At 70.2% G+C, this 13,140-nt stretch carries 10 protein-coding genes; 7 read left to right on the forward strand and 3 right to left on the reverse strand.

Annotation, left to right across the window (positions count from 1 at the left end):
- The first annotated feature begins 104 nt into the window (after nt 1-104).
- The 5 genes from ABZ725_RS11540 (at nt 105) to ABZ725_RS11560 (ending at nt 5,675) form a co-directional block, all read left to right on the forward strand.
- Complete coding sequence (locus ABZ725_RS11540) at nt 105-1,409, forward strand: MraY family glycosyltransferase (protein WP_358802474.1); 1,305 nt, start codon at nt 105-107, stop codon at nt 1,407-1,409.
- A 95-nt stretch (nt 1,410-1,504) separates the two neighbouring features.
- Nucleotides 1,505-3,340 (forward strand): molecular chaperone DnaK, encoded by a 1,836-nt coding sequence (gene dnaK / locus ABZ725_RS11545; RefSeq protein ID WP_351918980.1) that lies wholly within the window; start codon nt 1,505-1,507, stop codon nt 3,338-3,340.
- Nucleotides 3,337-3,993: a nucleotide exchange factor GrpE gene (gene grpE, locus ABZ725_RS11550; protein WP_351918982.1), complete on the forward strand. Its 657-nt coding sequence runs from the start codon at nt 3,337-3,339 to the stop codon at nt 3,991-3,993. Before dnaK ends, grpE begins: the two co-directional genes overlap by 4 nt.
- Nucleotides 3,994-4,035: 42 nt before the next feature.
- A complete protein-coding gene (gene dnaJ / locus ABZ725_RS11555; RefSeq protein ID WP_358802475.1) occupies nt 4,036-5,217 on the forward strand; it encodes a molecular chaperone DnaJ in 1,182 nt (393 codons plus the stop codon).
- A 5-nt stretch (nt 5,218-5,222) separates the two neighbouring features.
- Nucleotides 5,223-5,675: a helix-turn-helix domain-containing protein gene (locus ABZ725_RS11560; RefSeq protein WP_351918986.1), complete on the forward strand. Its 453-nt coding sequence runs from the start codon at nt 5,223-5,225 to the stop codon at nt 5,673-5,675.
- 108 nt (nt 5,676-5,783) lie between these two features.
- Here ABZ725_RS11560 and ABZ725_RS11565 read toward each other — a convergent pair whose 3' ends face one another.
- Nucleotides 5,784-8,333 carry a hypothetical protein gene (locus tag ABZ725_RS11565; RefSeq protein WP_358802476.1) on the reverse strand — a complete coding sequence of 850 codons (2,550 nt, stop codon included), beginning with the start codon at nt 8,331-8,333 and terminating at the stop codon, nt 5,784-5,786.
- Between the two features lie 277 nt (nt 8,334-8,610).
- On the opposite strand from ABZ725_RS11565, the gene ABZ725_RS11570 reads away from it, so the two are divergent.
- Nucleotides 8,611-9,183, forward strand: a complete 573-nt coding sequence (locus ABZ725_RS11570) for a hypothetical protein (RefSeq protein ID WP_358802477.1) — start codon at nt 8,611-8,613, stop codon at nt 9,181-9,183.
- Nucleotides 9,184-9,193: 10 nt separating this feature from the next.
- Here ABZ725_RS11570 and ABZ725_RS11575 read toward each other — a convergent pair whose 3' ends face one another.
- Together ABZ725_RS11575 and ABZ725_RS11580 are read right to left on the reverse strand one after the other, a co-directional pair.
- On the reverse strand, nt 9,194-11,323 hold the full coding sequence (locus ABZ725_RS11575) for a hypothetical protein (protein ID WP_358802478.1): 2,130 nt from the start codon (nt 11,321-11,323) through the stop codon (nt 9,194-9,196).
- A 20-nt stretch (nt 11,324-11,343) separates the two neighbouring features.
- Nucleotides 11,344-12,273 (reverse strand): M48 family metalloprotease, encoded by a 930-nt coding sequence (locus ABZ725_RS11580; RefSeq protein ID WP_358802479.1) that lies wholly within the window; start codon nt 12,271-12,273, stop codon nt 11,344-11,346.
- Between the two features lie 54 nt (nt 12,274-12,327).
- On the opposite strand from ABZ725_RS11580, the gene ABZ725_RS11585 reads away from it, so the two are divergent.
- Nucleotides 12,328-12,822, forward strand: coding sequence for a hypothetical protein (locus ABZ725_RS11585; RefSeq protein WP_358802480.1), 495 nt, complete (start codon nt 12,328-12,330; stop codon nt 12,820-12,822).
- The last annotated feature ends 318 nt before the right edge of the window (nt 12,823-13,140 follow it).

The raw sequence follows: 13,140 nt of genomic DNA on the forward strand, positions 1-13,140 counted from the left end.
GGGGTGTGGAGTGATCTGAGTCGCTCAGGGTTGCCTCAGAACTCGAGATAAACCCGGCCGTGTTATTCGTACCAAATTGGTACATTTATAGCTAATTTATAGCCGTGCTCTACGGGATCGTCGCTGCCGCCACCGCCCTGCTCCTCGCCGCCGTACTCGCCGCGCTGCTGCGCGTGCCCGCCCTGAGACTCGGGCTGATCGACCGGCGGCAGCGGCAGCGACGGGTTCCGCTGTTCGGGGGCGCCGCCGTCGCGCTCGCCACCTGTCTCGTCTCGGTCGCCGGGGACTGGACGGGCGTCGCGCCGCTCGGGGACGGCATCGAGGTGCTGCTCGTCGCGGGAGGCGCCGTCGCCGCGCTCGGGCTCGTCGCGGACGTGTGGCGGCTCAAGGCGCGGTTCCTGGTGGTCGGCACGGCCGTCGCGGCGGCCTTCGTGGTGCCGTACGGCGACACCGGGCCGGTCGCCGCGGCGGTGGGCGTCGGCTGGATCACCTTCGTGGCCCTCGCCTTCCGGGCACTCGACCACGCCGACGGGGTGGCCGGGACCGTCGGGGTCGTCACCGCCTTCGGGGTGGCCGCGTGCGTCGCCGTCGAGGTCATGGACGGGCTGGTGGTGCTGCTGAGCGTGCTCGCCGCCGCGCTGACCGGGTTCCTCATGCACAACTGGCCCCCCGCACGTGTCGCCCTCGGGACGTGCGGGTCGCTCTTCGCGGGCTTCCTGCTCGCCGCGGCCGCCGTGATCGCCCGCGCGGGGCACGATCCGGTCGTCGGCGCGGGGGTGCTGTTCGCGCTCACCGCGGTCGCCGGGGCCGACGTCCTTCTGGTGGCCGTGTCCCGGCGGCTGGCCGGACGGCCCCTGCTGCGCGCCGCGCCCGACCATCTCGCCCACCGGCTGCGGCGGCTCGGGCTCACTCCTCAGGGCGTGAGCGTCCTGCTCGGCGTCGCGGCCTTCGGCGCGGTGCTCGTCGGGGTGCTGGTGCACGGCGGGTGGGCGGACGCACGGGCGGTGCTGTGGGTGGCCGGCGTGGCAGTCGTCGTCCCGCTCGGGCTGCTGCGGGTCTCGGTGTACGGGCCGCCACGCGCGCGTGCGCCACGGCCGCGTGCGCCACGGCCGCGCGAGGCGCGCGCGCCACAGAAGGTGCCGCAGGCGGACGGCCCTCGTGCCCGTCGCGCCCGCCGGGCTCGTCCCGCCTCCCGAGAAGCCGCTTCCCGAGAGGCCACTTCCCGAGAGGCCGCCTCCCGAGAGGCCGCCTCCCGAGAGGCTGCCTCCCGAGAGGCGCGTCCCGCGCCCGTGTACGGGCCCCGGCGTCAACCCGAGGCCGCTGCGGATCACCCGGAGTTCGGGGTGAGGCGGGCCACGTCGTCCGTGTCGTCGCAGGTCAACGCTGGATTGCGTGTAAGGAACGGATAAGAGTTGAGTGGGTACGACTCAGGTCTGTTGACCCGGAGGCGAGCCTCGTGCACACTTGAGTCCGTTCCACTCAAGTCAGCTGGAGGAAGATCACCATGGCACGTGCGGTCGGCATCGACCTGGGCACAACCAACTCCGTCGTAAGCGTTCTGGAGGGCGGCGAGCCCACCGTCATCACCAACGCCGAGGGTGCCAGGACCACGCCGTCCGTCGTCGCCTTCGCGAAGAACGGCGAGGTGCTTGTCGGCGAGGTCGCCAAGCGCCAGGCGGTCACCAACGTGGACCGGACCATCCGTTCGGTGAAGCGTCACATGGGCACCGACTGGACGATCGAGCTCGACGGGAAGCACTTCAACCCGCAGCAGATGAGCGCCTTCATCCTGCAGAAGCTCAAGCGCGACGCCGAGGCGTACCTGGGCGAGAAGGTGGCCGACGCGGTCATCACCGTCCCGGCGTACTTCAACGACTCCGAGCGTCAGGCGACGAAGGAAGCCGGCGAGATCGCCGGTCTCAACGTCCTTCGTATCGTCAACGAGCCCACCGCGGCCGCGCTCGCGTACGGCCTCGACAAGGACGACCAGACGATCCTCGTCTTCGACCTCGGCGGCGGCACGTTCGACGTGTCCCTCCTGGAGATCGGTGACGGCGTCGTCGAGGTGAAGGCCACCAACGGCGACAACCACCTCGGCGGCGACGACTGGGACCAGCGGGTCGTCGACTACCTGGTGCAGCAGTTCAAGGCCGGCCACGGCGTGGACCTCGCCAAGGACAAGATGGCGCTGCAGCGTCTGCGCGAGGCCGCCGAAAAGGCGAAGATCGAGCTGTCCTCGTCCACCGAGACCTCGATCAACCTGCCCTACATCACGGCGTCCGCCGAGGGCCCGCTGCACCTGGACGAGAAGCTCACCCGCGCCCAGTTCCAGCAGCTGACGGCCGACCTGCTGGAGCGCTGCAAGACGCCGTTCCACAACGTCATCAAGGACGCCGGCATCAACCTCTCCGAGATCGACCACGTCGTTCTCGTGGGCGGCTCCACCCGTATGCCCGCCGTCGCCGAGCTCGTCAAGGAGCTGACCGGCGGTCAGGACGCCAACAAGGGCGTGAACCCGGACGAGGTCGTCGCCATCGGCGCCGCGCTCCAGGCCGGTGTCCTCAAGGGCGAGGTCAAGGACGTCCTGCTGCTCGACGTGACCCCGCTGTCCCTCGGCATCGAGACCAAGGGAGGGATCATGACCAAGCTCATCGAGCGCAACACCACGATCCCGACCAAGCGCTCGGAGATCTTCACGACGGCCGAGGACAACCAGCCGTCCGTCCAGATCCAGGTCTACCAGGGCGAGCGCGAGATCGCGGCCTACAACAAGAAGCTCGGCATGTTCGAGCTGACCGGTCTGCCGCCGGCCCCGCGTGGCGTCCCGCAGATCGAGGTCGCCTTCGACATCGACGCCAACGGCATCATGCACGTGACCGCGAAGGACCTGGGCACGGGCAAGGAGCAGAAGATGACCGTCACCGGCGGCTCCTCGCTGCCGAAGGACGAGGTCGACCGCATGCGCCAGGAGGCCGAGCAGTACGCGGACGAGGACCACCGTCGCCGCGAGGCCGCCGAGGCCCGCAACCAGGGCGAGCAGCTCGTCTACCAGACGGAGAAGTTCCTCAAGGACAACGAGGACAAGGTCCCGGCCGAGGTCAAGACCGAGGTCGAGGCCGCCGTCGAGGAGCTGAAGGCCGCGCTCAAGGGCGAGGACACCGCCGAGATCCGCACGGCCACCGAGAAGGTCGCCGCCGTCTCGCAGAAGGTCGGCCAGGCCATGTACGCCGAGGCCGGCGCGCAGGGCGCCGAGGCCCCCCAGGCCGACGCCCCGCGAGCTGACGACGACGTCGTGGACGCCGAGATCGTGGACGACGAGCGCAAGGACGGTGCCGCGTGACGGAGGAGACCCCGGGCTTCGAGGAGAAGCCCGACGTCCCCTCCGGCGCCACCCCTGAAGACGCCGAGCCGAAGGCCGCCCCCACCTCCGCTGCGGCGGCGGGGGCGGCCCCGGCCGGGGACGCGAACCAGACAGCCGGTCTGGTGGCTCAGTTGGACCAGGTGCGCACCGCCCTCGGCGAGCGCACCGCGGACCTCCAGCGCCTCCAGGCCGAGTACCAGAACTACCGCCGCCGGGTCGAGCGCGACCGGATCGCGGTCAAGGAGATCGCCATCGCGAACCTCCTGACCGAGCTTCTGCCCGTGCTCGACGACATCGGTCGCGCGCGGGACCACGGCGAACTCGTCGGCGGCTTCAAGTCGGTGGCCGAGTCGCTGGAGGTCGTCGCGGCGAAGATGGGCCTGCAGCAGTTCGGCAAGGAGGGCGAGCCCTTCGACCCGACGATCCACGAAGCCCTCATGCACTCGTACGCGCCCGACGTCACCGAGACGACGTGCGTGGCGATTCTGCAGCCGGGGTATCGCTTCGGCGAGCGCACCATCCGCCCCGCGCGGGTGGCCGTCGCCGAACCGCAGCCCGGGGCGCAGCCCGTGAAGGCCGAGGACGGCACCGAGGCAGGCGAGGACAAGGACAACGGCCCTGAGGAGGGCTGACGTAGACAGCCAGCGGAACACCGGAAAGGGGGCACGTCGAGGATGAGCACCAAGGACTTCATCGAGAAGGACTTCTACAAGGTCCTCGGCGTTCCCAAGGACGCCACCGAGGCCGAGATCAAGAAGGCGTACCGGAAGCTCGCCCGCGAGTTCCATCCGGACGCCAACAAGGGCAACGCCAAGGCGGAGGAGCGCTTCAAGGAGATCTCCGAGGCGAACGACGTCCTGGGAGACCCCAAGAAGCGCAAGGAGTACGACGACGCGCGCGCGCTCTTCGGCAACGGCGGCTTCCGCCCGGGCCCGGGCGCGGGCGGCTCGTTCAACTTCGACCTGGGCGACCTCTTCGGAGGCGGCGCCCAGGGCGGCGGCGGTGCCCCCGGCGGCTTCGGCGGCGGCATCGGGGACGTGTTCGGCGGCCTGTTCAACCGAGGCGGCGCGGGCGGTACGACCCGTACCCAGCCCCGGCGCGGGCAGGACATCGACACCGAGGTCACCCTCACCTTCACCGAGGCGATCGAGGGGGCGACGGTTCCGCTGCGCATGTCCTCGCAGGCCCCCTGCAAGGCGTGTTCGGGCACCGGCGACAAGAACGGCACACCGCGCGTGTGCCCGACATGCGTCGGCACCGGCCAGGTGGCGCGGGGCTCCGGCGGAGGGTTCTCCCTCACCGACCCCTGCCCGGACTGCAAGGGCCGCGGTCTGATCGCCGAGCATCCGTGCCTGGACTGCAAGGGCAGCGGTCGCGCGAAGTCGTCCCGGACCATGCAGGTCCGCATCCCCGCGGGGGTGACGGACGGACAGCGCATCCGTCTGCGCGGCAAGGGCGGTCCGGGCGAACGGGGCGGCCCGTCGGGCGACCTGTACGTCGTCGTCCATGTCGGCGTGCACCCCGTCTTCGGCCGCAAGGAAGACAACCTGACGGTGACCGTGCCGGTGACGTTCACCGAGGCGGCGCTCGGCGGCGAGATCCGGGTGCCGACGCTCGGTGGACCGTCGCTCACCCTGAAGCTGCCGCCCGGCACGCCCAACGGCCGCACCATGCGGGCGCGGGGCAAGGGCGCGGTCCGCAAGGACGGCACGCGCGGCGACCTCCTGGTCACCGTCGAGGTGAGTGTGCCCAAGGACCTGTCGGGGAAGGCTCGTGACGCGCTGGAGGCGTATCGCGAGGCGACCGTGGGCGAGGACCCGCGGGCGGAGCTGTTCGAGGCGGCGAAGGGAGCCTGAGAGTGATGGACGGCCGTCGACGTAACCCGTATGAACTGACCGAGGAGACCCCGGTCTACGTCATCTCGGTGGCGGCCCAGCTCTCCGGCCTGCACCCGCAGACCCTGCGTCAGTACGACCGCCTGGGGCTCGTCTCGCCCGACCGCACCGCCGGCCGGGGCCGACGCTACTCGGCCCGGGACATCGAACTGCTCCGCACGGTGCAGGCGCTGTCCCAGGACGAGGGCATCAACCTGGCCGGCATCAAGCGGATCATCGAACTGGAGAACCAGGTCGCCGCGCTCCAGTCCCGCGTCGCGGAAATGGAATCGGCGCTGGACGGCGCGGCTGCGGCCATGCAGCAGCGGGAGGCGGCGGTGCACGCCTCGTACCGGCGGGACCTGGTGCCGTACCAGGAGGTCCAGCAGACGAGCGCGTTGGTGGTGTGGCGACCCAAGCGGCAGCAGTCGTCCGACTAGTCGTCCGATCTGGTCGTCCGACTGAGGCATACGCGTGTATATGAGGGAGGGGCGGCCTGGTGCCGCCCCTTTCCCGTGCTTGCTCGCTCGCCCGCTTGTTGCTGTGGGTCAGTCGCCGATGCCCATGTTCGGCGTCGGCGGTTCGTAGCCGGGGGGCTGCTGCTGCGGCTGCTGGGCGGGGGCGGTGGGCGGACGGCCGGCGACGCCCTGGGGGCGGCCCGCCTGCCAGAGGTGTGCGCCGGGGACGCGAGGGGTGGGGGCGGCGACCGGTCTCGGGGTGGCCGGTTTCGGGGTAGCCGGTTTCGGGGTGGCAGGCTCGGGGGCGGGACCGGTCTCCTGCCCTTGACCTTGCTCTTGCTCTTGCTCTTGCCTGTGCCCCTGCTCTCGGTCTTGCTCTTGCGTTTTGTTCTGGCTTCGATCCGGGCGGCGCCAGCGTTCCGGGATCTCGTTGGTGCGCCGGATGGCGTTCTCGTCGCCCGCTGCCGCCGCCGCGACGGCGCGTGCGCGCAGGGCGCTCTGGCGGGCGATCGGGGAGAAGCCGGGGGCGGCGTTGCCGGTCTCGGACGGCAGTCCGCGGATGCCCATCTCGTTCAGCTCGGCCTGGATCCCCGTCTCGGGGGCGAATATCTCGCGCGGCAACTGCCAGGAGGCGGCGCCGTCCACGTCGACGCGGTGTTCCTGACCGTCGACGGAGAAGGTGAGGCCGTAGCCGATGTACTGGTCGTCCCTGTCGAACAGCAGGTCACCGGAGATCTCGCCGCCCCGGTCGCGGACCTCGTTCGCGAGGACCTGGAGGGCGGGCGGGAGCGGGTTGGTGCGGCCGAGGCTGGTGACGTAGCCGTCGGCCTTGGCCATCCGCGGTTCCTTGGTCTCCTTGTCGTTGTAGGGGACCTGGAAGTGGGTCTCTCCCTCTGCGTCCTGGTAGGTCTCGATGGCTCCGACGCGGGCCTCGATGAAGGTCAGGCGCTTTTTCTGACCTTCCTTGTCCTGTCCGTACGTCTCCATCATCGCCGGGAACTGGACCTGGTGCTTCAGCGCCGGTGGCGTTCCCGTGCCGACGATCGTGACGTGGGCGTCGGGATTCTGGATCAGGATGATCTCCGCGTTGGCGACGGCGGTTCCGCCCGTGCCCACGACGATCCACTCCTTGGCGGCGTGGGGGTCGAAACGGCTCTCGGCGACCTCGTCGCCCAGCAGCACCCGACCCGGCGCCGCCTCGCGTGCCGACTCCCACTTCTGCGTCGATTCGAGGGCCGTGAAGCAGTTGCCCATGCGGGCGGCGTCCGCGGTGCCCAGGCCGGCGGTGAGGGACTCCCGCAACGACGGGAAGGAGTTCAGGGCGTCGAGGACGGTGCGGGCGTCCGCGCCTCCCCGTTCGGCCTGGGTCAGCCAGGCGCGGATCTCGCCTGCTTCGGGGAGCCCCGGGCCCTCCAGCTCCCGCAGGCGGTCGCTGATCAGACGTACGGCCTCGCCGCGGCTCTCCACTCCGGAGGCTCCGCGCGGCGTTCCGGGCACGAGTTCCGGCGTCAGACCGGTGGCGATGCTGGGGGTTCCGTCGCAGGCGACCCAGAGCGGGTCCGCGCTCTCCTTGCCGTCGTCGCCCAACGGCCGTACCTCGGCGAGGAGTTCGCCGCTCCGGCCGAGCCGCAGCCGAGCATGACCGTTCACCAGGTCGCCCTGGGTGGCCAGTTGGTCCTCCCAGACGCGGACGGCGTGGATGGAGATCCGGTTCCGGGGATCCTGGACCGCCGAGTAGGGGTCGACGCCCATCCATTGGGCGAGATCACGGTCCTGGTCTGCGGACTGGACGATTCCGTCGCCGGGGTCCAGATGCCAGCGGCCGACGCCGTCGATCAACAGGGCGTCCGAGTTGCGTCCCGTGAGGCTCGCTCCGCCGCCGATCACCACCTGCCGCAGGGGGAACTGCCCGGCGGCGAGCTGCCCCTCCAGGGTCTGCACGGTGCGCTCGCTGACCTGGGCACGGTAGTCCGCCCACGCCGTGGCAGAGGCTTCCAACTCGTCGCGGGGGAGGGGGAGGCCGTTCTGGTCGTAGCCGGGGAGGGGCATGGTGACGTCCCGCCGCCCGATGAACGCGTCGACCTGGCGGTCGGCCCGGAGGGCTGCGTCCCGGGAGGCTTGCAGGGCGGTGGCGTCGGCGGGGGAGAGGTGTTCTATGGGGTGGGCGAGGTCCCTGACCAAGCGCTTGGCGTCGTAGGAAAGGGATTCCTTGGATGCGACGAGCCGCGCTCGCGCCGCCTTCGATTCAACGTCGTAGGCGTCCGCTTCCGCCACGGCGGTCACTGGCCGGAGCCCGCACTGGTCGAGCAGCGCCGAGAGCTCGGAACGGGACTCGGCCCGTTGCTGCTCCGGAAGTTCTACGTCGGCGGCTTGGGCCGCCAGCCAATTGAGTTCGCCGATGCGTGCATGGTCCTGGCTGGACAGCTCATGGCGATCACCGATGTCAGCCTCTTGGGTCAAGAGGCTCTCGCGCACCGGCGCCAGTCCTTGGCTGGACCGGTCGCGTACCGCGACGAGTTCCCCCACCTCGTGGGCGAGGACGCGGGACAGGTGCTCGCTCGGCAGCCGGTCGGATATCTGTAGGAGGTAATAGCCCGACGTCGTGTTCGTCACCGTGTATGCGAGGGTGCCCGTCTCCATCGGAATGGCATCCACGCAGATCTTGGCGGAACCGCCCTGGGAATCCTTGAGAAGGAAGTGCTCCCGATCGTCCTTTGTGCCCTCTACTTTATGGAATGCGCCGAAACGTTCCCCCAGGACGATGGACGCCACGGCTCCCAGATCGCGTTCCGCCGCCGCGACCAGCGTCGCCTGTCGGGCACGCAGTTGTGCGTCAGTGGCCTCTTCGGATTCCGGTAGCAGCACGTCCCCCGTACCTTCCGTCTACATGTTCATCAACGGCCCGTAGGATCATGTCATGTTGACTGCGCGCTCAGCCTTCGAAGCCCACCTCTACATGGATCTGCATCCCTGTGAGTGCGGTTCCGGCGACTTCGATCGGCAGCATCGGCTGGAGCAGCACGGGGATGATCTCGTGGCGGTGTACGAGGGTGCGTGCCGCCAGTGCGGCACGACTCGTCGTTTCGTCTTCCGGATGGCGGAGGAGGTTCCGCCTCCTCCGCCGGCTTTCGGTGGACCCGAGCCGTCCCAGATCATCGACCCGGGAGAATTCGCCGGGGTCGCTCTCCGGCTCTCCGAATCCGTGGGCGTGCGGCTTCTCAATACGCCTGAATCCGAGAAGTACAAGTTGCGTGATGCAATGGCGTATATCGTGGCGGCTTTCGAAGAAGTTCCCAAGTTCATCCCGCCGGGCGAAGACGCCGTTCCGGCTGATGCCTTCACTTCCGAAGCTGGTAAGGCTCGCTACCGGCGCGAACCGCGTGACTTCGAGCGCGACATTCTCGAGATGAACATCAGGGACGCCCGCGCGGTCCTCGCCGACATCGATGAGGCCGGTGCCCCGCCCTTCGGCACCGCCCCCACCGACTGACCAACCGCCCCTACCGATAGCCCCCCGGCTGCTGGCCCGGCCAGTTCGGGGGTGGGCCCTGGGTCCAGCCGCCCGGTTGCTGGGGCTGGCCCTGGTTCGGCCACTGGGGCTGCTGGAAGCCCGGGGCGTAGGGCTGTTGGGGTGTGGTCGGGTACGGCGGCTGGGCGTAAGGCTGTTGCGGGGCCGTGGGGGCGTACGGCTGCTGCGGCGCCGCGATCTGGGTTGCCGCCGCCGCCGGCGACGGTGGCGGGGTGAACTGCGGGAGTGGGGACGTACTCACCCGGTCCAGGAAGACGATGTTGGGGTTGCAGTCCACCGGGTGCACCTGGACCGCGCCGCCCGCTCGGCGTTCCACGACCAGGAGGCTGAACTCGGCGAGGGCCTGGAGCTGGGTGGGTTCGAGGACGTACTCGTAGACGCGCTGTCGTCCCGTCGCCAGGCTGGTGCTGTCGCTGTCGCCGGTGGTGTGGGTCGTGGACTCGTTGGTGGAGTGCGTGACGCTGGTCGAGGTGCCGGTCGTCTCGCTGTAGCTGCCGCCGGAGCTGGTGGAGGTCGACGTCGACGTCGAGAAGGGGCTGGACCCGGCCTGGTAGCTGGTGGAGCTGCTGCTGCCCCAGTTGCTTCCCCGGGTGACGGACTCGCTGTGCGTGGTGCCCCGGCTGACCGACGAGCCGATCGTCTTGGCGACGGAGGTGTTGACCGTGTGCCCCTCCGTGTCCGTCAGCGAGTGCAGGACGAAGGAGTGCTCGCGGCCGATGAAGTCCGCCGCGACATTGGCCTCCTGGTGGTTGCCGAGCTTCATGAACGCGACCGTGCCGCCGCCTATCATCTGCTCCGCCGCATCCCTCAAGTGCGGGTGCGACAGCACGAGTTGCGCGCCCCTGCGCTCGCAGACCTGCGCCAGCTGTTCCAAGTGGCGCCGCTGCAGCCCCTGTTCGCCGAGGGCCACGACGACCGACGGGGCCGTCTCCTCGAAGGTGGACAGTCGTCGCATCACGCTCTGCACGGCCAGGTCCGCCAACAGCTCCGTGCTCGCCGAGCCCGCGCCGAAGTCCAGCGCGAGGCAGGTGAGATAGCCGGGGCCGCGTCCGCCCCGGGCGGTGCCCAGCTGCTCCAGCGGATGGACGAAGGACACCAGGCGGAACAGGCTGTCCCGCACCTGGTCCTTGTTCTTGTCGTTCAGCAGGTCGTCCGCGATGCGGTTGCGCTCGTCGCGGCCGAGGCACTTGGTGTCGTCGGCCTCGCCCATCAGGACGCGCAGCCCCGCGCCCAGCCGGGCCAGGGAGACGTCGGCGCCGAGCGCCCCGCACAGCTGGGTGAGGATGCGCGTGTCGACGGCCCGCTCGGCGCGGCCCGCCTCGGGGTTGTCCCCGTGCACGGCCTCGACCAGCGCGTGCACCAGCTCGTGCGGCGCGAGCCCGCCGACGATGCTGCTCTCCGCCATCCGGCCGGGCAGCAGCTGCACGTCGACCGGCACCCCCGCGGCCTCCGCGAGCATCGACAGCTCCCGGCACACCAGCGCCTGGGTCAGGTCGACGACGATGACCGGCCGCTCCTGGAGCGTGGACGTGCCGAAGACCGTGAGGAAGCCCTCGCGGCCGCGCTGGCTGCCGCCGAAGACGTCCAGCCGCCGGGTGTCGGGGCCGATCGGCTGCGCACCCCAGGCGTCGAGGCTGTGGACCCACTGCTCCTGCTGGCTCTCGTGGTACTGCCTGCGCTGCTGCCACACCTGCCAGGAGGACTGGAACCGCTGCTCCAGCGCGCCGTGCTGGGCCGTGAGCGCCCCGGTGGCCGAGGACAGCTTCTGCTGGGCGAGGGCGAGACGGGCCAGTCCGAGGACGAGGGCCACGACGCCGACGATCGCCAACGCGGGGCCGAGGTAGAAGCTCAGGACGAAGCAGGCCGCCGCGACACCGCCGCCTATCTTGAGGGCGGAGCCGCGTCGGTCCTGGTGGTCGAGCCGGGCGGCCGTCGCCTGGTTCTCGTACCCGGCCGCCACCTGCTCCCGTTGCGGTTCGGGCTCGACGAACGGGTGGCGCAGCGACTCGGGGTCACGGTAGATCCAGCCGAGGCGCTGGCCGGCGTCGAAGAGACGCAGATAGCGGCCGAGCCGTCCGGCCTCGGTGTTCTCGACAGTCATGGGTCAGGGCTCCCGGCCGGTCAGGAGACGAAGGTCTCGAGCGCGCGGATGCGCTGGTGCAGCGGCGGATGCGAGGACATGAGCCGGGCGACCGGGCCCTCCTTGCGCGCGGCGTCGTCATGGCCCTCCGCCTGCCAGCCCGCGAACACGGACATCAGCACGGGCCCGTAGCCGAGCTGGCCGGCGAACCGGTCGGCCCGCAGTTCGCCCTGCCGTCCGGCCCAGGCGAGCAGGAACGGGAGCGCGTAGAGCGCGAGGGCGGGCGGGAAGGTGAGGAAGGTCGCGACGGCGAGGGAGCCGAAGACCAGCACGAAGACGGCGGCCGCCAGGCAGGAGAGATGGGCGGTGAAGTAGAACAGGAAGCGCGTCACGAACTTCACGACCGTCATGAACATCCGGACCGGGACGGCGTACCAGATCCCGAGCAGGAGCGCCCAGGAGTGACCGCCCACATGATGTCCCAGCTCGTGGGCGAGAATCGCCGACAGCTGGTGGGGCGGCTGCCGCATGGCCCCGCGTGTCACACCGACGATGTGCCCGGCGGCGGCCGACGCGTTGAGCTCGTCGGTGTCCTCCATCCACAGCGTGTACTGCGAGCCGTCGATCCCGGCCCGCCGGGTGACGTCGTCCCAGAGCGGCTGGAGTGCGGCCAGTTCGGCGCCGGTGGGCTGACGCATCCGGAACAGCATCCTGGCGAGGCTGCGTTCGGTCGGCCGGTGGAACACCAGCGCGCCCGAGGCGAGCCAGGCGATGATGAGGGCGGTGTCGAGGCCGCTCGGCAGGGCGCGCGAGATCAGCCAGATCACCAGCAGACTGCCCAGGAAGAGCGGCACGTTGAGCAGCAGCACGGCCACCGAGGACGCATCGGCGCCGCGCCGCACCTGCGGCACGCCGGCCGCGGTCCCGCCCGGCGCGTACTGCGGCGGCTGCTGTTGCGGCGGGTACGCCAACTGCGGTGCCTGCTGCGGCGCTTGGTGCGGTGCCTGATACGGAGTCTGCTGGGGATGCGGATACTGCGGCGGCGCGAACGACTGCTGGTACGGCTGTTGATACGGCTGCTGCGTGTGCTGCTGCTGCGGGTGCTGTTGTGGGGGTGCGTAGGGCGGCTGCGGCTGACCGTACGGCGGCTGAGGCTGCGGCTGCTGGGGCTGACCGTACGGCGGCTGCTGCGGCGCGAACTGCGGTGGCTGGCCCGGCGCGAACTGCGGTGGCTGCGCCGGAGGTTGGTAACCAGGCTGCGGCTGCTGCGGCTGCTGCGGGTACGGCGGCTGGGCCGGCGGAGCTGCCTGGTAGGGCGTCTGCGGGTACGGCGGCTGCTGCGGAGGAGGCGCGGCCGGGTAGGGCTGCTGCGGCGGCGGCGCTGCCTGATAGGGCGGCTGCTGCTGCTGCGGCTGGCCAGGTGGAGTCGCCTGGTCGTCGGGATCGCCGGGGCCGCCGTGCCCGTACGGGTTTTGGGGCTGGCGAGGGTCAACGGGATGGGTCATATGGGTTCGCCCTGAGAGAGATGGACGCCAGAAAGACGCTCAAATGTGGACAGGTGAGAAATGACCGTCCCGAGGGCAGCAAGAAGCACGCCTCTGATGATTGAACTCGCCCCCGTGTCCGCCGAAGCGGATGCCAGTCATTGATCTGCAGCCGACACATGGTGCCTGACGGGACTTCCCAAGTCCACCGGGAATCCTGGAAAGTGACGTTACAGTTGCAAGGCAAGATCGACAGCTGGGGATCGGCGGGGGATACGTTGCCAACCACACTGCCTGCGCATGTGCATGCCCAGACGGAGTCCGGGTCTGCGTGCGTTCTCCGCAGCGAACTCG

It is taken from the genome of Streptomyces sp. NPDC006872, assembly GCF_040635845.1.
GTDB lineage: Bacteria > Actinomycetota > Actinomycetes > Streptomycetales > Streptomycetaceae > Streptomyces.

Bases quoted from the DNA above. Each gene is read 5' to 3' on its own strand.
- dnaK (WP_351918980.1), top strand. From the start codon at position 1,505: ATGGCACGTGCGGTCGGCATCGACCTGGGCACAACCAACTCCGTCGTA.
- dnaJ (WP_358802475.1), top strand. From the start codon at position 4,036: ATGAGCACCAAGGACTTCATCGAGAAGGACTTCTACAAGGTCCTCGGC.
- ABZ725_RS11560 (WP_351918986.1), top strand. From the start codon at position 5,223: ATGGACGGCCGTCGACGTAACCCGTATGAACTGACCGAGGAGACCCCG.
- ABZ725_RS11565 (WP_358802476.1), bottom strand. From the start codon at position 8,333: ATGGAGACGGGCACCCTCGCATACACGGTGACGAACACGACGTCGGGC.
- ABZ725_RS11570 (WP_358802477.1), top strand. From the start codon at position 8,611: ATGTTGACTGCGCGCTCAGCCTTCGAAGCCCACCTCTACATGGATCTG.
- ABZ725_RS11575 (WP_358802478.1), bottom strand. From the start codon at position 11,323: ATGACTGTCGAGAACACCGAGGCCGGACGGCTCGGCCGCTATCTGCGT.
- ABZ725_RS11585 (WP_358802480.1), top strand. From the start codon at position 12,328: ATGCGGATACTGCGGCGGCGCGAACGACTGCTGGTACGGCTGTTGATA.